20 protein-coding genes and 3 riboswitches are annotated in these 18,947 nt (G+C 69.3%); of the genes, 12 read left to right on the forward strand and 8 right to left on the reverse strand.

The genetic code is table 11. The features are described 5' to 3' along the window. Positions 1-18 precede the first annotated feature (18 nt). A riboswitch (glycine riboswitch) is annotated at positions 19-125 on the forward strand. Positions 126-203: 78 nt separating this feature from the next. Next, positions 204-1,439, forward strand: coding sequence for an FAD-dependent oxidoreductase (locus AC1D2O_RS12630; protein WP_478157105.1), 1,236 nt, complete (start codon positions 204-206; stop codon positions 1,437-1,439). Between the two features lie 22 nt (positions 1,440-1,461). Further along, positions 1,462-1,563, forward strand: a riboswitch (glycine riboswitch). After that, positions 1,564-1,681: riboswitch (glycine riboswitch) on the forward strand. Between the two features lie 89 nt (positions 1,682-1,770). Then, positions 1,771-3,087 (forward strand): D-amino acid dehydrogenase, encoded by a 1,317-nt coding sequence (locus tag AC1D2O_RS12635; protein WP_478093711.1) that lies wholly within the window; start codon positions 1,771-1,773, stop codon positions 3,085-3,087. Here the strand turns inward: AC1D2O_RS12635 and AC1D2O_RS12640 are convergent. Continuing rightward, on the reverse strand, positions 3,048-4,316 hold the full coding sequence (locus AC1D2O_RS12640) for an FIST signal transduction protein (protein WP_478093713.1): 1,269 nt from the start codon (positions 4,314-4,316) through the stop codon (positions 3,048-3,050). The genes AC1D2O_RS12635 and AC1D2O_RS12640 overlap by 40 nt on opposite strands. Before the next feature lie 42 nt (positions 4,317-4,358). Beyond that, the gene (locus AC1D2O_RS12645) at positions 4,359-5,069 is read right to left on the reverse strand and encodes a PhaM family polyhydroxyalkanoate granule multifunctional regulatory protein (protein ID WP_478157107.1); all 711 of its coding nucleotides are present in this window, start codon (positions 5,067-5,069) and stop codon (positions 4,359-4,361) included. A gap of 138 nt (positions 5,070-5,207) precedes the next feature. Between AC1D2O_RS12645 and AC1D2O_RS12650 the strand changes: the two genes are divergently transcribed. Both AC1D2O_RS12650 and AC1D2O_RS12655 read left to right on the forward strand, forming a co-directional pair. Further along, a complete protein-coding gene (locus AC1D2O_RS12650) occupies positions 5,208-5,618 on the forward strand; it encodes a VOC family protein (RefSeq protein WP_478095097.1) in 411 nt (136 codons plus the stop codon). Continuing rightward, the gene (locus AC1D2O_RS12655; protein ID WP_478157108.1) at positions 5,615-6,805 is read left to right on the forward strand and encodes a toxin-antitoxin system YwqK family antitoxin; all 1,191 of its coding nucleotides are present in this window, start codon (positions 5,615-5,617) and stop codon (positions 6,803-6,805) included. Before AC1D2O_RS12650 ends, AC1D2O_RS12655 begins: the two co-directional genes overlap by 4 nt. A gap of 99 nt (positions 6,806-6,904) precedes the next feature. Here AC1D2O_RS12655 and AC1D2O_RS12660 read toward each other — a convergent pair whose 3' ends face one another. Genes AC1D2O_RS12660 through AC1D2O_RS12670 form a run of 3 tightly spaced genes read right to left on the reverse strand, consistent with a single transcriptional unit; the run spans position 6,905 to position 9,870 of the window. Beyond that, a complete protein-coding gene (locus tag AC1D2O_RS12660) occupies positions 6,905-7,882 on the reverse strand; it encodes a Bug family tripartite tricarboxylate transporter substrate binding protein (protein ID WP_442281973.1) in 978 nt (325 codons plus the stop codon). A 42-nt stretch (positions 7,883-7,924) separates the two neighbouring features. Further along, positions 7,925-8,128, reverse strand: coding sequence for a hypothetical protein (locus tag AC1D2O_RS12665; RefSeq protein ID WP_478092573.1), 204 nt, complete (start codon positions 8,126-8,128; stop codon positions 7,925-7,927). Then, positions 8,125-9,870 carry an FAD-dependent monooxygenase gene (locus tag AC1D2O_RS12670; protein WP_478157110.1) on the reverse strand — a complete coding sequence of 582 codons (1,746 nt, stop codon included), beginning with the start codon at positions 9,868-9,870 and terminating at the stop codon, positions 8,125-8,127. Before AC1D2O_RS12670 ends, AC1D2O_RS12665 begins: the two co-directional genes overlap by 4 nt. Before the next feature lie 74 nt (positions 9,871-9,944). On the opposite strand from AC1D2O_RS12670, the gene AC1D2O_RS12675 reads away from it, so the two are divergent. After that, a complete protein-coding gene (locus AC1D2O_RS12675; RefSeq protein ID WP_478092569.1) occupies positions 9,945-10,721 on the forward strand; it encodes a LuxR C-terminal-related transcriptional regulator in 777 nt (258 codons plus the stop codon). Between the two features lie 92 nt (positions 10,722-10,813). Here AC1D2O_RS12675 and AC1D2O_RS12680 read toward each other — a convergent pair whose 3' ends face one another. Next, positions 10,814-11,830 carry a fumarylacetoacetate hydrolase family protein gene (locus AC1D2O_RS12680; protein ID WP_478092567.1) on the reverse strand — a complete coding sequence of 339 codons (1,017 nt, stop codon included), beginning with the start codon at positions 11,828-11,830 and terminating at the stop codon, positions 10,814-10,816. Between the two features lie 99 nt (positions 11,831-11,929). Between AC1D2O_RS12680 and AC1D2O_RS12685 the strand changes: the two genes are divergently transcribed. The 3 genes from AC1D2O_RS12685 to AC1D2O_RS12695 all read left to right on the forward strand — a co-directional run bounded on the left by AC1D2O_RS12685 (position 11,930) and on the right by AC1D2O_RS12695 (position 14,353). Next, entirely contained in the window at positions 11,930-13,087 is a 1,158-nt protein-coding gene (locus AC1D2O_RS12685) for a DUF3108 domain-containing protein (RefSeq protein WP_478157112.1), read from the forward strand. A 112-nt stretch (positions 13,088-13,199) separates the two neighbouring features. Beyond that, positions 13,200-13,478, forward strand: coding sequence for a BTH_I0359 family protein (locus tag AC1D2O_RS12690; protein WP_478091445.1), 279 nt, complete (start codon positions 13,200-13,202; stop codon positions 13,476-13,478). 29 nt (positions 13,479-13,507) lie between these two features. Next, the gene (locus AC1D2O_RS12695; protein ID WP_478091446.1) at positions 13,508-14,353 is read left to right on the forward strand and encodes a ChaN family lipoprotein; all 846 of its coding nucleotides are present in this window, start codon (positions 13,508-13,510) and stop codon (positions 14,351-14,353) included. On the opposite strand, the gene aptA is transcribed toward AC1D2O_RS12695, so the two are convergent. Beyond that, complete coding sequence (gene aptA, locus AC1D2O_RS12700; protein ID WP_478091448.1) at positions 14,337-15,674, reverse strand: omega-aminotransferase AptA; 1,338 nt, start codon at positions 15,672-15,674, stop codon at positions 14,337-14,339. The genes AC1D2O_RS12695 and aptA overlap by 17 nt on opposite strands. 96 nt (positions 15,675-15,770) lie before the next feature. On the opposite strand from aptA, the gene purU reads away from it, so the two are divergent. From purU to AC1D2O_RS12720, 4 genes are all read left to right on the forward strand, one after another. Further along, positions 15,771-16,616, forward strand: coding sequence for a formyltetrahydrofolate deformylase (gene purU, locus AC1D2O_RS12705; protein ID WP_478091450.1), 846 nt, complete (start codon positions 15,771-15,773; stop codon positions 16,614-16,616). 71 nt (positions 16,617-16,687) lie between these two features. Then, the gene (locus AC1D2O_RS12710) at positions 16,688-17,047 is read left to right on the forward strand and encodes a YgiW/YdeI family stress tolerance OB fold protein (protein WP_478091452.1); all 360 of its coding nucleotides are present in this window, start codon (positions 16,688-16,690) and stop codon (positions 17,045-17,047) included. 12 nt (positions 17,048-17,059) lie between these two features. Then, positions 17,060-17,410: a CidA/LrgA family protein gene (locus AC1D2O_RS12715; protein WP_478091453.1), complete on the forward strand. Its 351-nt coding sequence runs from the start codon at positions 17,060-17,062 to the stop codon at positions 17,408-17,410. 23 nt (positions 17,411-17,433) lie between these two features. Beyond that, positions 17,434-18,162, forward strand: coding sequence for an LrgB family protein (locus AC1D2O_RS12720; RefSeq protein WP_478091455.1), 729 nt, complete (start codon positions 17,434-17,436; stop codon positions 18,160-18,162). A 25-nt stretch (positions 18,163-18,187) separates the two neighbouring features. Here AC1D2O_RS12720 and AC1D2O_RS12725 read toward each other — a convergent pair whose 3' ends face one another. Next, positions 18,188-18,922, reverse strand: coding sequence for an SGNH/GDSL hydrolase family protein (locus AC1D2O_RS12725; protein WP_478091457.1), 735 nt, complete (start codon positions 18,920-18,922; stop codon positions 18,188-18,190). Positions 18,923-18,947 lie beyond the last annotated feature (25 nt).

Genomic DNA, 18,947 nt, shown 5'->3' on the forward strand with positions numbered 1-18,947 from the left:
CACTGCCTATTTTTTGATCAATCGCCGACTGGAGAGTCACCACGCCAAGTGGTGCACCGAAGGAGCAAACCCGCTGCCGGACGCAGCGGGTGAAACTCTCAGGTAACAGAGACAGGGGGAGCGGCAGTCTGAACCCCGGGTCTTGCCGCTTTCACAGTAAGCGCTAACGCCCGCCGTTCATGCCATCCCAAAAGGATTCGGACATGCGCGTGGTTGTACTTGGCGCCGGCTTGCTCGGCGTGACTTCGGCCTATTACCTTCAGCAGCTCGGTCATGAAGTGACCGTGGTCGACCGGCACGCGACGCCGGCGGCCAAGGCGCGCGGCCTGGCCGCGGTCGGTGCACATTCGCCCGCAGTGCGGCCCGGACTCGCAGCGCCCCGGACCGCTCAACGCTGGACCAAGATGTGCGGCCGCATGCGCCGCCGGCTGGCCGGCCTGATCGACCAGGCCATGGGCACGCCGCCGAAACGCGATTCTCTCGACCATCTCGTGCGCCTGGCCGCCTACAGCCGCAAGAGCGCTCGGGCGCTGCGCGACGAAGCTGGCGTGCCGCAGGGCCCGCGGGCGGCCGGCCTCCTGAACCTCTTCACCGACCCCGAGGCCTTCCGCGTGCGGACGGCCCGGGCAAGCCATTGGACGGGGCTCGGCTGCGAGGAGCGGCTGCTGTCGGCCGACGAAGCGATCGGCATGGAACCGGCGCTGAAGGCGATCCGCGGCAAGCTGGCCGGGGCGACCCATGCGCTCGAGGATCCGGCGCGCGATGCGACGCAATTCGCGGCCAGCCTGGTGTTCCTGTGCCGTGCGGCGGGGGTGCGCTTCATGACCGGGCACACGGTGGTCTCGCTCGTGGAGCGCGACGGCCGCCTCGACCACGTCGAACTGCTCGATGCCGCCGGCCAGCCCGCCACGCTGCGCGCCCAGGCCTACGTGCTGGCGCTGGGGGCCTCGAGCGTGCCGCACGCCGAGGACCTGGGCATCGACATGCCGCTGCGCTTCCTGCGCGAGTACATCGTCACCATGCCGATCCTGGACCCGGCGAAGGCGCCGCGCATCGCGCTGCGCGACCGGCAGGGAAAGCTGCGCATCACGCGCGTCGAAACGGCGGCCGGCGAGCAGTTGCGGATTCAGGCCGTCGTGCAGGCCGGGCTCGACGAGGCGGCCGAGCCCGACTCGGACCGCTTCCAGGCGATCGTGCGCCGCACCGAGATGCTGCTGCCCGGCGTCGCCGACGCCAAGCAGGCGAGCTTCGAGACCGCCATGCATGCGGTCAGCACCAACCGGCTGCCGATGATCGGCAAGACGCGCTTGCCCAACCTGTTCCTGAATACCGCGCCCGGCAGCCGGACCTGGATCCATGCCTGCGGCGCGGGCAAGTCGATCGCGCGCATCGTCAGCGGCCTGCGGCCCGAGCTCGACTTCGCCTTCCGGCGCCCCTAGGCCGGCGCTGCGCCGCTACAATCCGCACTCTGCAGGAGAGCGGGCCCACGGGCCCCACCGAAGGCGCAAACTCCCATAAACGCTCAGGTCGGCTCACAAGATGAGCCTGTACTGCAGTTCACTGTCAAAGCCGTCTGGAGAGCCATCACGCCGCTTGCATGCGCGCGTGGTGCACCGAAGGAGCAAACCCGCTGCGGGCGCAGCGGGTGAATCTCTCAGGTACCGAGGACAGGGGGAGCGGCAACTTGGACTCTCGGTCCGGTTGCTTTCGTTGTCGACAGCATTCCGTCGCCGTTGCGTTCAAGCGCTGCAACCTTCAAGGGTTCTCGATATGCGCGTGATCGTTCTTGGCGCCGGCCTGCTCGGCGTGACTTCGGCCTACTACCTCCAGCAACTCGGCCACGAAGTGACCGTGATCGACCGCCAGGCCACGCCGGCGGCGGAAACCAGCTTCGCCAATGGCGGGCAGATCTCGGTCAGCCATGCCGAGCCCTGGGCCAACCCGGGGGCGCCACTCAAGGTGCTGCAATGGCTCGGCAAGGAAGATGCGCCCTTGCTGTTCCGCATCCGCGCCGACATGCGCCAGTGGCTCTGGGGGTTGCAGTTCCTGCGCGAATGCACGCCGGCGCGCACCCGCCACAACATCGAGCAGATCGTGCGCCTGGGCACCTACAGCCGCGACACCCTGCAGCAGCTGCGGCGCGACACCGGCCTGGACTACGACCAGCGCACCCAGGGCATCCTGCACTTCTACACGACGCAGAAAGAGTTCGATGCGGCGCTGAAGCCGGCCGAGCAGATGCGCGCGCTCGGCTGCGACCGGCGGGTGATTTCGGCCGACGAGGCGGTGAAGCTCGAGCCCGCGCTCTCCCACATCCGTGCGCAGCTCGCCGGCGCCACCTACACCGCGGAGGACGAATCGGGCGACGCCAACCGCTTCGCGCGAGAGCTGGTCAAGCTGGCCGAGGCGGCCGGCGTGCGCTTCCTCATGAGCCACACCGTGACCGCGCTGCGCGAAGCCGGCGGCAGCATCGATCACGTCGAGGCGACCGACAGCGAGGGCCGCTTCCAGCGTATCCGCGGCGACGCCTTCGTGCTGGCGATGGGCTCGCTGAGCCCACTCTACGCGGCGCCGCTCGGAATCCGCCTGCCGATCTACCCGGCCAAGGGCTATTCGGTCACGATGCCGGTCAAGGATGCCTCGAAGGCCCACCAGGTCTCGTTGACGGACGACGAATTCAAGCTGGTGTTCTCGCGCTACACCTCGGCCACCGGCGACCGGCTGCGCATCGCCGGCACGGCCGAGCTCAACGGCTACGACCGCGACCTGAACCGGGTGCGCTGCGAGGCCATCGTGCGGCGCGTGGAGCAGCTGTTCCCGGGCGCCGGCAACGCGGCCGAGGCCCAGTTCTGGACCGGGCTGCGCCCGGCGACACCGAGCAACGTGCCGCTGATCGGGGCGACGAAGCTGCCGAACCTGTTCCTGAACACGGGCCACGGCACGCTGGGCTGGACCCATGCCTGCGGCTCGGGCAAGTCGATCGCGCGCATCGTGAGCGGACTCGCGCCCGAGGTCGACTTCGCCTTCACCGGGCTGCGCACCGGCCTTCAGTCGTCGTCGGTGAAGACCGTCAGCACGCCGGTGTAGCCGTACAGGTGGTTGCGGGCGATCTCGCCTGCGGCGAAGAAGCCGACCAGCGGGACATCGCCCAGCGCATGCCGCACGATCTGCAGCTCGGCGCCGGGGGCGCCGAAATGCGGTCCGCCGCGGCCCGAGCAGCTCACGTAGATCGCGCCCGCGATGCGGCGTGCCGGATGCGGCGCGGCCTCGGCCTCGCCGGCCGCGACCGCGCGTGCGGTCGCCAGCGTCTGCTCCTGCGGCTCGAGCTCCTCGCGGATCTCGGCGCAGACGCGCATCAAGTCGGCGCGCGCCGCCTGCGCGTTGCGGCGGCAGAAGCTCATGCGCATGCCGGCTTCGGCAACATCGGCGATCGCCACGCCGCGACGGGTCGGATCCAGCCCGATGATGTGGCGCACCCGCACGTCGGCGCCCAGGTCACCGGTGCGCCGGACGCCGTCGCTGCCGGCCTCGGCCAGGCCGACCAGGGTCGCGCGCACGGCGTCGATCGCCTGCTCGGGTGCATCGAGCGACACCCGCAGGTCGGCCAGCAATACGTCGAGCGCGGGCTCGCCGTCGAGCTCCAGCAGCAGATTGCCGTCGGCCTTGGTGATCTCGCGCTCGCGCGAGACCGGCTGGCAGCCCTGGGTCACACGCGACACCAGCCGCACACCCTCGCCGAACACCACGCCCGAGAGGCCGCCCGAGAACACGCCGCCGACCGCGCCGTGGCCGCGGATGTTGCCGTTGCCGCCGATCGCGAATTGCAGCGAGCCGACGCGGCCGGATGACAGGCCGCCGAACAGGTAGCCGGTGTCGGTGCGCTCCGCCATCTCGGCGATCAGTTCGCCCAGCTCGGGCGTGCGCGGGTCGGCGTGCACCAGCGCGGTATGGGCCGCGAAGCCGCTCGTTTCCGAGCTGGCGAGCGGCGCCACGCCGGAAAACACGCGGTATTGGTCGCTCGGCAACTCGCACAGCATCACGCTGAGGGCCGGCTCGTCGAAGTACTCGGCGTTGTTGGCCGCCACACCGACCCCCACGGTGCCGGTCCAGTCGGTGATCTCGGGCAGTTCGGCACCCAGGTGATCGAGGATCTCCTGGGCGTCTTCCCCGTAGTGGTCGGTGATGTAGAGCAGGCCCAGGGTCGGCGAGCGCGCATAGTCGGGCAGCGCCATCTGCGCCCGCAACTGGGCCAGCACCAAGCCGGCGGCCATGCGCCATTGCGGGTGGGTGGCATGCCCGGAAGGAAATAGCTTCATGGGCTCGGCTTTCTTTTCTCTCTCGGAGGCGAGGAATCGGCGTCAGCGCGCACGCTTGCGCGCCGGCGCCGGGCGTTTGGCAGCCGCCGCACCGCCGCGGGGCGACGCCGGAGCCTTCTTTCGGGCGGCGGCCGGCCTGGCGGCGCTCTTGGCCGGGGTCGAACGCGCGCCCGAACCGGCCGCGTCGGCCAGCGGCTGCGCCATGGCCGGYACCGTGAGATGCGAGGCGTCCTGCAGGGCCGAACTGGCGATCTGCTGGAACTGCTGCGTGAGGGCTCCCCACCATTGCAGCGGGTCGACGACCCCGGCCCCATCCGCCGCGGCCGCGGCAGGCGTCGGCGCCGGTGCCTCTTCGGCTTCCGGCGCCGCCTCGGGCGCGGGTGCCGCGGCCGGCGCCTCGGTCCGGAACGCCGGCGCCGGTGCGGGCGCTGCCGGCCGCGTGAAGGCGCTCGCGAGGTCTTCCATGCGCACGTTCATGCCGCGCAAGGTCGACAGCGTCATCTTCTGCACTTCGAGCGCCTGGATCGTCGCCTTGAGCGCATGGCCATTCTGCTCGAGCCAGTACTGAACGGTCTTGAGCTCCTGGATGCGCTTGTCGACCTCCTCGACGCTCAGCGTCGGCGCCACCCAGTTCGACAGGCTCGGCAGCCCTGGCACGGCGCTGGGCGTGGTGCTCCCGCCAGCCAGATTCTTCAGGAAGTCGAAACCCGGAACGAACTGACTGAAGGCGAAAGGCTTGCTGGCGTCGCTCATGGGGGGTGCTCCGGAAGTGTGTTTCTTGTGCAGGCAGCTTACTCCAAGCGTCCACGCTTTTGGGCTTGCCGATGGCATCAGGGACTCGCCATCGAGGCCCGGCTTGTGGACAATGGCCGACCAGACACAGAAAGTCACATGTCCATCTTCCACCTCGCCTTCCACGTGCGCGACCTCGACGAAGCCAGGCGCTTCTACGGCGGCGTGCTCGGCTGCGCCGAAGGCCGCAGCACCGACACCTGGGTCGACTTCGACTTCTTCGGCCACCAGATCTCGCTGCACCTCGGCGAGCCCTTCGCCACCGCGCGCACCGGCCGCGTGGGGGACGCGATGGTACCGATGCCGCACTTCGGCATCGTGCTCGAACTGCCCGCCTGGCGCCAACTCGCCGCGCGCCTGGAGGCGGCCGGGGTCGACTTCGTGCTGAAGCCGCAGGTGCGCTTCGAGGGGCAGCCCGGCGAGCAATGGACGATGTTCTTCTGCGATCCCTTCGGCAATCCGATCGAGGCCAAGGGCTTCAGGTCGCTCGACACCGTATACGACGCATGAGCCTTTCGGCCGCGGCACCCCAGCCATCGACGCGCCAGCGCTTCGCCGCGGCGGCCGTGCTGCTGCTGTTCGCCTGCGGCACGGCGCACGCGGTGCAGGACTGCGAGCTCAACGGCCAGGCGGCGAATCCGGCCAATGGCGGCACCACCGTCGGCAAAACCGGCCTGATGCGCTGCAAGGACCGCGACAGCGGCCTGCTGGTGCGCGAGCAGCAGATCCAGAGCGGCACCTTCACGGGCCTGGTGCGCTTCTACGAGGACGGCAAGCTCGTGAAGGAACACAGCGTGAACGCGCGCGGCAACATGGAGGGCCGGGCCCGCGAGTTCTCGCCCACCGGACAGGTGCTGCGCGATGCGACCTACGAGGACGGCCGCGAGATGGGCCTGGTGCGCAGCTTCTATGCGACCGGGTCGCTGCGCCGCGTGACCTTCTTCGCCGATGCGGCGGGCGAGCGCGCCTCGGTCGAGTTCACCGAAAGCGGCCAGCTCTCGGCACTGCGCTGCGGCGACAAGCCGGTGCTGGCGCCGGTGGCCGACGACGCACGGCTGTGCGGCTTCCGCGACGGCGCGTCGAAGGTCGAATTGTTCGACGCCCAGGGGACGCTGCGGTCGCGGCTGTCCTATGTGGCCGGCAAGCGGGTGCGCAGCGAAGACCTCTACGACAACGGCAAGCCCGCGACGCAGGACGAGGTGGTGGGCAACCAGCGCACCGAAAGACGCTTCTCCTCCGAAGGGATCAAGCGCCGCGAAGTGATCTCGCTGATCGGCGAGCGCGGCGCGGTCAAGCAGCGCGAGCAGGAGTTCTCCGAGAAAGGCACGCTGGTGCGCGAGCAGCTCTGGAACACCGCCGGGGCGCCGCTGAGCGACACCAGCTACTACCAGAACGGCCAGCCGCGCAGCAAGTCGGTCCATGGCGTGGACGGCAAGGCGCGCCTGATCGAGATCACCGAATTCCACGACAACGGCCAGCGGGCAGCCGTCGGCCGCTACCTGGCCAGCGACCGCCTCAGCCAGATCCCCATCGGCGCCCATCAACGCTTCAGCGACACGGGCGTCCTCATCGCCGAATCGATCTACGACAGCAAGGGCCGCATCACGCGCGAACGCGCCTGGGATCCCAGCGGCAAGCTGGAGCGCGACGACGAAGAGTTCGAGGACGGCTCACGCAGGGCCTTCGCGAAGCCGTAGCCCGGAAAGAGGGTCAGGCCGGCGCCGGGCCGCCCCAAGGCGGCCTGCGGCCCCCTCGGGGGGCAGCGACCACACGCAGTGAGGGAGCGTGGGGGCCAGTCAATCGAGCTTGATGCCCGCGGCCTTGATGATCGGGCCCCAGCGCTGGGATTCGGCGCGCGACAGGGCCGCGAACTGCTGCGGCGTGCCGGGCATCGCCTCCATTCCGAAGTCGTTGAAGCGCTTCTGCACCGCCGGCGCGGTGAATGCCCGATTGAGGTCGCCGTTGAGCCTGGCGACGATCGCCGGCGGGATGCCGGCCGGTCCCACGACGCCCTGGAAGGCGAACACTTCGGAATTCGCGACGCCCACTTCCGCCAGCGTCGGCACTTCGGGCAACAGCTTCGAGCGGCTGCCCGAGCCGATGGCCAGAACGCGCACCTTCTTGCTCTGCATGATGGACAGGCCCGAGGCGAGGTCGAGGAACATGGCCGGCACCTGGCCGCCCATCACGTCGGCCATCGCCGGCGCCGCACCGCGGTACGGAATGTGGGTGATGAAGGTGCCGGTGCGGACCTTGAACATCTCCATCGCCAGGTGATGCGGCGAGCCGTTGCCCGGCGAGGCGTAGTTGACCTTGCCCGGATTGGCCTTGACATAGGCCAGGAAGGCCTTGAAGTCCTGCGCCGGGAAGTCCGGGTGCACCACCAGCGCCAGCGGGAACTTGCCGATCGCGCCGATGTAGCTGAAGTCCTTCTCGGGGTTGAACGGCAGCTTGCTGAACAGGTGCTCGTTGAAGGCCAGCAGCGCGTTGTCGGCCGACATGATGGTGTAGCCGTCGGGCTTGGCCTTGGCGACCAGTTCGGCGCCGATGTTGGTCGACGCGCCGGGACGGTTGTCGATCACGATCTGCTGACCCAGCGTCTGCCGCATGGCCTCGGCCAGGGTGCGCGCGATCACATCGGTGCCGCCGCCGGCCGGGTACGGCACCACCCACTTGATGAGCTGGTCAGGATAGGCGCCCTGGGCGCGCGCCCACGGAGCGGCTGCAGCGGCCGCAGTCGCGGCGAGGGTGGTGAGCAGGGTTCTGCGATCCATCGAATAAGTCTCCTGGTTTCGTGTGTTCTGGAATGTAAGGGCTCAGGCGGAGAGCGACGGCACCGGCAAGCCATCCAGCGCCTGCGCGAGCGCGGCCCGGCAGCGTGCTTCGTCGCCGACCTGCTCGAACAGCAACAGCGCAAGCCGCGCGAGGAACAGCGATTCTCGTTCGGCGCCGGCTTCGCTGATGGCGCGCGCGCACTCGGCGTATACGCGGTCGCGGGCTTCGGGGGACAGGGCGGTCATGGGGACTCCTTGGTTGGCAGCACGGCGGCGCGCGCCAGGGCCCGCAGCAGCTCGCCCTCGGGCGGACGTCGCCAGCGCGCAACCACATGGCCGTCGGGGCGCAACAGATAGACGGCGCCCTGCGCCGCGCCGAGCGCCGCGAACACCTCGGGACCGGCTTCGCTCGGCAACAGCTCGCACAGCGCGACCGGCAGCGGCCCGGCCTGTGCCCGCGCCACGTCGGAGGCCAGGAGTAGGTCCGGCTCCTGCATGTTCAGCACCAGCACGGTGAAGGCCGGGCCGAGGCGGTCCGTCAGATGCAGGCCCTCGGCCAGCGCCTGCTCGGGCATGACCTCGCCCGGCCGCGGACCGGCGGTCAGCGCCTCGCCTTCGCTCGACAGCATCGATCCCTCGTAGCCCACGGCCTGCGTCTGGCGCGGGTTGATCAAATTGGCGATGCCCCGGTGCGCACCCGAGAGCGACAACGCCGCCTCGCGCAGCAAGTCGAAGCCGCGCGAGGGCGGCGACATGAATTCGGTGCTGCGCATCGCGTTCTCGGCATTGATGTGGAAGGCCGCGATGCGCTCCTGCGAGTAGCTGTCGAGCAGCGACGCCTCCGAGACGCCGCGGGCCACCAGCGCCAGCTTCCAGGCCAGGTTGTCGGCATCGTCGAAGCCGGAATTGAGGCCGCGCACGCCGAAGATCGGCATCGCATGCGCGGCATTGCCTGCGAACAGCACGCGGCCGTGGCGGTAGCTCTCGAGCGTCATCGCGCCGGCGCGGTAGACCGAGGTCCACACCGTGTGCCAGGGCAGGTGGCCTTCGCCGATGGCATCGAGATGGCGTTGCACGAACTCGGCCACCGCCGCGGGCTGCAGCGCCTCTTCGGTGCTCTGGCCCGCGCGCAGCTGGTAGTCGATGCGCCAGATGTCGTCGGGCTGGCGGTGCATCAGCACGGTCGAGCCGGGGTTCCAGGGTGGATCGAACCAGGCGCGGCGTTCGGTCGGATACGCGCTGTGCAGCTCGATGTCGATGATCACGTAGCGGCCTTCGTAGCCGGTGCCGACCAGTTCGAGGCCGAGCGACTTGCGCACGAAGCTCTGGCCGCCGTCGCAGGCGGCCAGCCACTCGCCGCGCAGCGCGTAATCGCCGAGCGCGTTGCGGGCCGCGAGCACCAGGCCGTCCGCATCCTCCACGAAGCCGGTGAGCTCGGTGCCCCAGCGGATGTCGATCAGTCCGGGCGTGGACGCGTTGCGGCGGTCGATCTCGTCCAGCAGGTACTGCTCGATGTAGTACTGCTCCAGGTTGATCATCGGCGGCAGCTTCTGCTGCTCGTCGTGCGGCATCTCGAAGCGGAACACCTCGTCGGTCTTGTAGTAGCTGCGCCCGCCCGTCCAGGGCAGGCCCTTGGCCAGGAAGGCCGGCAACGCGCCCAGGCGCTCGACGATCTCGAGGCTGCGGCGCGAAATGCAGGCCGCGCGGCTGCCGACGCAGACCGTGTCGTCGGCCTCCAGGATCACGCTGCGCACGCCATGGTTCGCCAGGCCGAGCGCGAGCGACATGCCGACCGGCCCGCCGCCCGCGATCACGACCGGATGGCGGCCGGGCTCGGCGCCCTTCTCCAGCGCCGGCATCCGGGGTTCGAAGCGCGTGTAGTGGAAGGCGCCGACCGAGGGCGGCAGGCCGGCGGCGGCTGGCGGCAGCGGACCGCTGGCGGCGTCGCCGGCGCGCGCAGCGGGAGGGTTCACGGCGGCAGTGTTCATGGAACGGGATTGTCCTGATGCAGCTGCGACGCCGATGTCGTAACTTCGTACGAAGTGTTAACCCCTAAATCGCAATGAAACGCTGGCCCGTCCGTGCCGCCGGCCAGGCCCTGTCAGCGCCCGTCGTCTGCGACGTGCTCGCGGGCATCGGCACGCCGCACCTGGCCGCCAGCTACCTGACGGCGATGCAGCGCGTGCTGCCCGTGACCTTCTGCACCGTGTTCGCGGCGAGCGCCAACGGCCGCATCGAAACCGTCTCGGCCGCCAGCACCTATGGCCACACGGCCGAGCGCACCGCCGAGCGCTACGTGGCCGAGCGCTTCGACCGGCTGGACCCCCACATGGCCTGGCTGGCCGCTCGCAAGCTGCCCAAGGGCCCGCAGATCTGGCTCGGCCACCATCGGGCCGAGGAGGTGGAAGACCCGGCCTACCGGGCCGCGTGCTACGGCGATGTCGGCATCCGGGAGCGCAGCTCGGTGCTGCTTCTGCTGCCGACCGGCCAGCGGGCGGCCGTGAGCTTCTACCGCAGCCTCGCCCAGCCCGATTTCGGCGCTGCGGATTTCGCGCTGCTCGAAACCCACGCCGCACTGCTCGCCGACGCCACCGCCGCCCATGCGCGCAGCGCAGTCGCTGTCCGGGAGGCCGCGGAGCCGGCGCTGGCATCGCGCCTGCTGGGCCTGAGCCTGCGCGAGCGCGAGGTGGTCGGCCACTTGCTGGCCGGCAAGACCGCCAAGGAGACGGCGCGCGAGATCGGCATCGAGCTCACGACCGTGCGCACCCACCAGTACCGGGCGTTCCGGCGGCTGGGGATACGGAGCCTGAAGGAACTGCTGCGGGGCGCGCGGGCCTGAGAGCCCCCACGCTCCCCCACTGCGTGTGGGTCGCTGCCCCCCAAGGGGGCCGCAGGCCGGCTTGGGGCGGCCCGGCGCCGGCCTGAGCGCGGCTACCTCGCCGCCGCCGGGGCCACCACTTCCTGGTCGATCGCGCCGAAGACCGACTGTCCGTCGCGGCCCTTCATCTCGATCTTGATGGTGTCGCCGTACTTCATGAACTCGGTGCTGGGCTGGCCGTCCTGGATGGTCTCGATGCAGCGCTTCTCGGCGATGCAGCTGTAGCCCTTGGGCCAGTCCATGCCGCCCTTCTTCTCGACGCCCTTGTTGCTCACCGTGCCGCTGCCGACGATGCTGCCGGCGCGCACGTTGCGGGTCTTGGCGATGTGGGCAATCAATTGCCCGAAGTGGAAGGTCATCTCCTCGCCCGCATCGCACATGCCGACCTTGCGGCCGTTCCAGGTGCTCTGCAGCGCCAGGTGCACGCGGCCGCCCTGCCAGGCGTCGCCCAGCTCGTCCGGGGTGACCGCGACCGGGCTGAAGGCGGTCGCGGGCTTGCTCTGGAAGAAGCCGAAGCCCTTGGCCAGTTCGGCTGGGATCAAGTTGCGCAGGCTGACGTCGTTGGCCAGCATCACGAGGCGGATGCCGTCGAGCGCCTGCGCCGGGGTGGCGCCCATCCTGACGTCGCCGGTGACGACCGCGATCTCGGCCTCGAAGTCGATGCCGAAGGCCTCGCTGGCGACCACCACCGGGTCGCAGGGGCCGATGAAGTCATCGCTGCCGCCCTGGTACATCAGCGGGTCGGTGTAGAAGCTCTCGGGCACTTCGGCGTTGCGCGCCTTGCGAACCAGTTCGACGTGGTTGAGGTAGACCGAGCCGTCGGCCCACTGGTAGGCCCTCGGCAGCGGCGCCATGCACTGCGCCGGATCGAAGGGAAAGGCGTGCCGGGCCCGCCCGCCGTTGAGTGCGTCGTAGAGGTCCTGCAGCTGCGGGCTCATGAAGCCCCAGTCGTCGAGCACCTGCTGCATGCGGCTGGCGATGCCGGTGGCGTAGTGGGCGCTGACGAGGTCGCGCGAAACGACGACGAGCTGGCCGTCGCGGGAACCGTCTTTGAGGGTGGCGAGTTTCATGGGTGGCGGCGAGTGCCGGCTCGGCATCGCTACTAAACTGGTTGGACGGGCGGCAGTGTACCGAGGTGAACCTCTGGGCCGGCGTCCGCTCCATCCCCGATGCTTCCCGCAGCCCTGCCCGATGCCCCCGACGCTCCGCGCCCACCCTGGCGCGGGCTCGCGCTGCTGACTGCGGCCGTGGTGCTGGCCCACCTGGCCTTGCTGGGGCTGACGCCACCGGTCACGGGCCCGCGCCCCTCTCCGCTCGCCAACACCTTCATCACGCGCAGCATCGTGGTCGCGCCGCCGCCGGCGCCCGAGCCGGCTGCTGCGGCGGCGGTGGTGGTCACGCCTGCACCACCGCCGCCCCGCCCCGTGCGGCCGCGGCCCGCAGCTCGGCCCCGCCCGGCGGTGGAGCCGGCCCCCACGCCGGCCGCCGCCGCTTCGATGCCGCCCGAGGCGCCGCCGAACGACCTCATCGCCCAGGCCGCAATCGACGGCGGCGACGCACAGGCGCCCGAAGCGACGGCCGGTGCGCCCACATCCGGTGCATCCGGGGCATCCGGTGGAGGCGGAGCAGGCGGCGGCGAGACGGCCGGCACCATCGCCGGCCCGGTGGCGCTGCAGATTTCGGGCTCGGTCCGGCTGGCGTTCGCGGCCACCGCCCAGCAGGGGGCGCAGCCCCTGCAGGGCGTGTTCGGCGAGCTCGTCTGGCTGCAGGACGGCAGCCACTACGACGCGACGCTGTCGTGGACCTTCCTCTTCAAGACCCTGCGCAGCCAGCGCAGCACCGGAAGCATCGGTCCGACCGGCATCGAACCCCTGCGCTTCTCCGACAGGCGCAAGGCCGAAGTCACCTCCCTTTTCGACCGCGACAAGGGGCTGGTCGTGTTCAGCAGCAACGTACCGAGCGAGATGCTCCTGGCCGGTGCGCAGGACCGGCTCAGCGTGGTGCTGCAGCTCGGCGGCCTGCTGGCCGGCGATTCGGCACGCTACCCGCCCGGTGCCGTGATCGCGGTGCAAACGGTCGGACCGCGGGACGCCGAGATCTGGACCTTCAACGTCGAAGGCGAGGAGGCGCTCAGCGTGCCCGCCGGCGATTTCCAGACCCGCAAGCTCACGCGCAACCCACGCAAGCCCTTCGACGACAGGATCGAGCTGTGGCTGGCCCCGGCGCTGGGCTGGCTGCCGGTGCGCATCAAGCAAACCCAGACCAACGGCGACTTCATCGACCTGCAGATGCGAAACCAGGTGCCATTGCGCGCCTCCAATCCCTGAAAAACAGGCAGAAAAAGGCGCCCGCCTACAAAACAACGATGGATATTGAAACTGGCGCGTTGATTGCTATCTAAGCATCATGAATGCCATCGACATCCTGACAGGACCCGCCATGCAAATGCTCTACGACTCCGACTCCTTCGTCGTCGTGCACGTGCAGCCGACCGAAGGCGAGGTGCCCGCGGCGCCCCACCTGCCGGTGCTGGCGCGCCATGGCTTCGAGATCGTCGACAAGCGCTCCGGCAAGGAGGTCTACCTCGACGGCTCCTGGGCGGAACTGTTCCAGCAGCAGATCGCCGCCTGGCAACTCAACACCCCGACCCAGGAAGAGGTCGAGGACACGCTCGAAGGCTACGCCGAGTTGGCGCACACTCCGGTCCTGGTGCACTGAAGGATACCGGCGGCCAGTAGCATCGCGGGATGACGCTTCGACGCCCCCTCGCACCCTCCTCTTCTCTTCGTCATCCGGCTCGTGTGGCGCTGGTCCTCGGCGCCGCCTTGCTGGCGGCCTGCACGACGCCCCGCCCCACCACCGGCACCGGAGAACCGGTCGCCCGCCGCGTGGCGGCGCAGATGCCGGCCGACGCCCTGTTGCTGGGCGAACAGCACGATGCCGCGGAACACCAGCAGATCGAGCGTGAAACCGTCGAGGCCCTGGTGCAAAGCGGCCGATTGGCCGTCGTTGCACTGGAGATGGTCGAAGAAGGCAGCAGCACAAACCAGTTGCCGGCCGATGCAACCGAAATGCAAGTGCAGGCCGCGCTGAGCTGGAACGACAAGGGTTGGCCCTGGACCGCCTACGGTCCGGTGGTGATGGCCGCGGTGCGCGCTGGCGTGCCCGTGATCGGCGCCAACCTGCGGCGCGCCCACATGAAGGATGCGATGGCCGACGTGTCGCTCGATGCCCAGCTGTCGGACGGTGCGCGCACCGCCCAGCAGGAGGCCGTGCGCAGCGGCCACTGCAATCTTCTGCCCGAGTCGCAGATCGTGCCGATGACCCGGATCCAGATCGCCCGCGACCGCGCCATGGCGCAGGCCGTGATCAAGGCGAAGGTGCCGGGCAAGACGGTGCTGCTGGTGAGCGGCGCCGGCCACAGCAACAAGTTGCTCGGCGTTCCCCAGCACCTGCCGACCGACGTCTCGGTCAAGGCGGTGAAGATGCAGGCGGGGGATTCCGACATGGGCCCCGGCGCCTTCGACGCCGTCTGGCTGACCCCCGCGCTGCCCGGGAAGGACTACTGCGCCGGCGTCAAGCGTTCTTCCTGATCGAATCCGCCAGCGTGTTGACCAGCGTGTCGATGTGCGACTTCTCGACGATGTAGGGCGGCGCAATCACCAGCACGTCACCCGCGGGCCGCACCAGCGCGCCCTTGTGATAGCAGTCCAGGAAGATGTCGTAGGCGCGCTTGCCCGGCGCGCCGGCGATCGGCGCCAACTCGACCGCCGCGGCCAGGCCCAGGCTTCGAATACCCACCACGTTGGGCAGGCCCTTGAACGCGCTGTGGAAGGCATCGCCCAGCACCTTGCCCATTTCGCCGGCGCGCGCGAACAGCTGCTCCTTCTCGAACAGCTCCAGCGTCGCGAGGGCGGCCGCGCAGGCCACCGGGTGGCCCGAATAGGTGTAGCCATGGAAGAACTCCACCACGTGCTCGGGCGCCGAGGTCTTCATCATCTCGTCGTAGAGCTTGTCGCGGCAGATCACGCCGCCGAGCGGAATCACGCCGTTGGTCACGCATTTGGCGAAATTCAGCATGTCGGGCACGACGCTGTAGAAGTCCGACGCGAAATTGGTGCCCATGCGTCCGAAGCCCGTGATGACCTCGTCGAAGATCAGCAGGATGCCGTGCTTGTCGCAGATCTCGCGCAGCTTCTGCAGGTAGCCCTTGGGCGGCAGATACCAGCCGGCCGAGCCCGCGACCGGCTCCACGATGATGGCCGCCACGTTGCTCGGGTCGTGCAGCGGCAGGATGCGCTGCTCGAGCTCGGCCAGCGGATCCTCGGCCCAGACCGGCTCCTGGTTGTGGATGTAGGCGTGATTCACCGGGTCGTGGATGAATCGCATGTGGTCCACGCGCGGCAGGAAAGCCGAGCCGAACACCTTGCGGTTGCCCGGAATGCCGCCGACCGACATGCCGCCGAAACCGACCCCGTGGTAGCCCTTCTCGCGGCCGATGAAGACGTTGCGGTGCCCCTCGCCCCGGGCGCGGTGGTAGGCCAGCGCGACCTTCATCGAGGTGTCGGCCGCTTCGCTGCCCGAGTTGCAAAACAGCACCTTGTTGAGGTCGCCCGGCGCCATCGCGGCGATCGTCTCGGCCGCCTTGAAAGCGCGGTCGTTGCTGACCTGGAACGCGGTCGCGTAGTCGAGCGTGTCGAGCTGCTTCTTGATCGCCTCGTTGATCGGCTTGCGGTTGTGGCCTGCGCCCACGCACCACAGCGAGGAGATGCCGTCGATCACCTTGCGGCCGTCGTGGGTGGTGAATTCCATCCCGTCGGCCGCCACGAAGACCCGTGGATCCTTCTTGAACGAACGGTTGGGGGTGAAGGGCAACCACTGGTTGTCCATGCTGAAGTCGTCGTTGAAGGCCATGAAGTCACTCCTGCGAGGTTGGGTCTGGCGGCGGGGAAGTGGGCATTTTGGCACCAGGCGGCCGCGCCGGCGGGCCCTGCGACAATGGCGGGCCTTATGAACCCCGCGTACATCCTCACCCTCTCCTGCCCCGATCGCACCGGCATCGTCCACGCCGTCTCCGGCTTCCTGCTCGAGCGCGGCGGCAACATCGAAGAAGCGGCGCAGTACAACGACCACCACACCGGCCTGTTCTTCATGCGCGTGCGCTTCGCCTGCGAGCAGGGTGAAGCCCAGTTGCGCGAGCAGATCGCCACCCTCGCGGCCGAATTCGGCATGCGCTGGAAGCTGCACGCCGCCGCCGAACCGATGAAGACCGTGATCCTGGTCAGCAAGGAAGGCCACTGCCTCAACGACCTGCTGTTCCGCTGGAAGAGCGGTCTGCTGGCGATCGACGTGCGCGCCATCATCTCGAACCACCGCGAGTTCTACCAGCTGGCCGCGAGCTACAACGTCCCCTTCCACCACATTCCGGTGACCGCCGCGAACAAGGCGCAGGGCGAAGCGAAGCAACTGGAGATCATCGAGGCCGAAGGCGCCGAACTGGTGGTGCTGGCGCGCTACATGCAGATCCTCAGCAACGACCTGTGCGGCAAGCTGGCCGGCCGCGCCATCAACATCCACCACTCGTTCCTGCCGAGCTTCAAGGGCGCCAAGCCCTACTACCAGGCGCACGACCGCGGCGTGAAGCTGATCGGCGCCACCGCCCACTACGTGACCGCCGACCTCGACGAAGGCCCGATCATCGAGCAGGACGTGGAGCGCGCCGACCACACCGACACGGTCGAGGACCTCACGGCCCGCGGCCGCGATACCGAGAGCCAGGTGCTGGCGCGGGCCGTGAAGTGGCACAGCGAGCACCGGGTGCTCCTGAACGGGCACCGCACCGTCGTGTTCCGTTGAAGGCACGAACCGCATTCGTCGTGTCGTACAGTGATGGCGACTCGCACGATCGACAAAAAAAAGGACATCTCATGCGGACCTGGAAACACTACCTTCTCGCGCTGCTGGCCGTCGGCACTGCCGGCATCGCCATGGCCCAGTACGTGGGCCCCTCGGGCACGCAGCTGACCACGGTGGCCACTGTGCTGAAGACCGGCAAGGACGACCAGCAGGTCCTGCTGCAAGGCGTGCTGCTCAAGAAGGTGGGCCATGAGAAGTACGAGTTCAGCGACGGCACCGGCACCATCCGTGTCGAGATCGACGACAAGATCTTCCCGCGCGAAACCATCGACGAGAAGACCCGCGTCGAGCTCCTCGGCGAAGTCGAAAAGGACTTCATGACCTCGCCCCAGGTCGACGTCGACACGATCCGGCGCCTGCCGAGCCAGTAAGCGCCACCCTCGATGAACGGCCTGCGCGGAATGGCCTGGCTGCTGGTATTCCAGTCGGTCGGCGAACTGCTCTCGCGCGGCCTGTCGCTGCCGCTGCCGGGCCCGGTGCTCGGGATGATGCTGATGCTCGCGGGGCTGCGTTTCGCCGCCGTGCGCGAGCCGGTGTCCGAATGCGCCAGCTTCCTGCTGGCGCATCTTTCGCTGCTGTTCGTGCCGGTCGGCGTCGGCGTCATGACGCACCTCGCGCTGCTCGGCCAGTACGGCGGGCGCATGCTGCTGGTGATTGCGCTGTCGACCTGGATCGGCCTCGCGGTCACGGCCCTGGTGCTCTTCTGGCCCGACCGGAAGAACCATCCGCTCTAGGGGCCTGAAAAGGCTCTACTCGCATGCCGCGCTTCGTCGAACTGTGGATCTACCTCTCGGCCACCCCGCTGTTCGGGCTCACGGCCACGTTGGTCGTCTACCTGCTGGCGAACGCGGCCTACACGAGGGCCGGCGGCGCGCCCTGGGCGAACCCGGTGCTGTGGTCGGTCGTCGTGCTCGCCGGCGGCCTGCTCGCCACGCGCGTCGACTACCCGACCTATTTCGCCGGCGCCCAATTCATCCATTTCCTGCTCGGACCGGCCGTGGTGGCGCTGGCCTGGCCGCTGTGGCAGCGGCGCGCCGAACTGCGGGCGCGCTTCGGCCGCCTGCTGCTCGCCGCGCTGCTCGGCGGCGCTGCCGCCGCCGGTTCGGCGGTCGCGCTCGGCTGGGCCGTGGGCCTGCCGCACGACGTCGTGCTGTCGCTCGCGCCCAAGTCGGTGACGGCGCCCGTCGCCATGGGCATCTCCGAGAAGATCGGCGGCATTCCCGCCCTGTCGGCGGTGTTCGCCGTGCTGACCGGCATGATCGGCGCGCTGTCCGCCAAGTACCTCTTCGATGCGCTGCGCATCGGCACCGACGCCACGGGCTTCGCCGCGCGCGGCTTCGGGCTCGGCACCGCGGCGCACGGCATCGGCGCCGCCCGCGCGCTGCATGTCGACGCCGATGCCGGCGCCTATGCGGGGCTCGCACTGGGCATGCAGGTCGTGCTGGCCGCCCTGCTCATGCCCCTGGTCTTCAAGCTCTTCCAATGAAGCGCCTGGCTGCTGGCACCGAGGTCTATTTCAGCAGCAGCCGAAGATCGATCGCGTTGGCCATCGCCGCATAGCCCGCATTTCCCGGATGGAGATGGTCGCCGCTGTCGTTGACCGGATTCAATGCCTGCGGATCGGAGGGGTCGCGCAGCGCCGCGTCGAAATCCACCACCCCGCCGATGTCCTGGCGGCCGCGGATCCAGCGGTTCACGGCTTGCCGACGTGATTCTTTCTCTTTGCTCCAGTACGCCGAGCCCTTGAAGGGCGGCAGCGTGCCCAGCAGCGTCTTGACCCCGCGCGCGCGCGCCTGCTCGATCAAGTACTGAAGGCCGGCGGCGATCTGATCCGCAGCGGGCTGGCCGCGGATCGGCCCGGTGGCGCCTTCCGGCATGCTGAAGCCGATGTCGTTGATGCCGAGCAGGATCACGACATGGGTCACGCCGCGCTGCGCCAGCACATCGCGCTCGAACCGGGCGATGCCCTTGGGTCCGACCCCGTCGGCCAGCAGGCGGTTGCCCGAGATGCCGGCATTGATCACCGCGACGGGTGCGGCGCCGCCGGGCTTCGCGCGCAGCCTGGCGGCCAGCCGCTCGGGGTAGCGGACCGGGCGCCCTTGCTCCTCGACGACCCCCGCGCCCTCGGTGATCGAATCGCCAAAGGCCACCACCACGCCGGCATCGGCCGGTCGCGCCGGCACCTGGGCACCGATCAGCAGGGCGCCCAGCAGCAGCGTCGGCAGGCATCGAGAAAGCGGCTTCATGCGAAGCGCACAGTCTACGAAAAAC

The organism is Variovorax sp. P1_G12 (assembly GCF_056405555.1).

Coding starts and splice junctions, on each gene's coding strand:
- aptA (WP_478091448.1), bottom strand. CDS start 15,674: ATGGCCTTCAACGACGACTTCAGCATGGACAACCAGTGGTTGCCCTTC.
- AC1D2O_RS12685 (WP_478157112.1), top strand. CDS start 11,930: ATGCTTCCCGCAGCCCTGCCCGATGCCCCCGACGCTCCGCGCCCACCC.
- purU (WP_478091450.1), top strand. CDS start 15,771: ATGAACCCCGCGTACATCCTCACCCTCTCCTGCCCCGATCGCACCGGC.
- AC1D2O_RS12695 (WP_478091446.1), top strand. CDS start 13,508: ATGACGCTTCGACGCCCCCTCGCACCCTCCTCTTCTCTTCGTCATCCG.
- AC1D2O_RS12715 (WP_478091453.1), top strand. CDS start 17,060: ATGAACGGCCTGCGCGGAATGGCCTGGCTGCTGGTATTCCAGTCGGTC.
- AC1D2O_RS12665 (WP_478092573.1), bottom strand. CDS start 8,128: ATGACCGCCCTGTCCCCCGAAGCCCGCGACCGCGTATACGCCGAGTGC.
- AC1D2O_RS12680 (WP_478092567.1), bottom strand. CDS start 11,830: ATGAAACTCGCCACCCTCAAAGACGGTTCCCGCGACGGCCAGCTCGTC.
- AC1D2O_RS12650 (WP_478095097.1), top strand. CDS start 5,208: ATGTCCATCTTCCACCTCGCCTTCCACGTGCGCGACCTCGACGAAGCC.
- AC1D2O_RS12660 (WP_442281973.1), bottom strand. CDS start 7,882: ATGGATCGCAGAACCCTGCTCACCACCCTCGCCGCGACTGCGGCCGCT.
- AC1D2O_RS12710 (WP_478091452.1), top strand. CDS start 16,688: ATGCGGACCTGGAAACACTACCTTCTCGCGCTGCTGGCCGTCGGCACT.
- AC1D2O_RS12720 (WP_478091455.1), top strand. CDS start 17,434: ATGCCGCGCTTCGTCGAACTGTGGATCTACCTCTCGGCCACCCCGCTG.
- AC1D2O_RS12640 (WP_478093713.1), bottom strand. CDS start 4,316: ATGAAGCTATTTCCTTCCGGGCATGCCACCCACCCGCAATGGCGCATG.
- AC1D2O_RS12635 (WP_478093711.1), top strand. CDS start 1,771: ATGCGCGTGATCGTTCTTGGCGCCGGCCTGCTCGGCGTGACTTCGGCC.
- AC1D2O_RS12630 (WP_478157105.1), top strand. CDS start 204: ATGCGCGTGGTTGTACTTGGCGCCGGCTTGCTCGGCGTGACTTCGGCC.
- AC1D2O_RS12725 (WP_478091457.1), bottom strand. CDS start 18,922: ATGAAGCCGCTTTCTCGATGCCTGCCGACGCTGCTGCTGGGCGCCCTG.
- AC1D2O_RS12690 (WP_478091445.1), top strand. CDS start 13,200: ATGCAAATGCTCTACGACTCCGACTCCTTCGTCGTCGTGCACGTGCAG.
- AC1D2O_RS12670 (WP_478157110.1), bottom strand. CDS start 9,870: ATGAACACTGCCGCCGTGAACCCTCCCGCTGCGCGCGCCGGCGACGCC.
- AC1D2O_RS12675 (WP_478092569.1), top strand. CDS start 9,945: ATGAAACGCTGGCCCGTCCGTGCCGCCGGCCAGGCCCTGTCAGCGCCC.
- AC1D2O_RS12655 (WP_478157108.1), top strand. CDS start 5,615: ATGAGCCTTTCGGCCGCGGCACCCCAGCCATCGACGCGCCAGCGCTTC.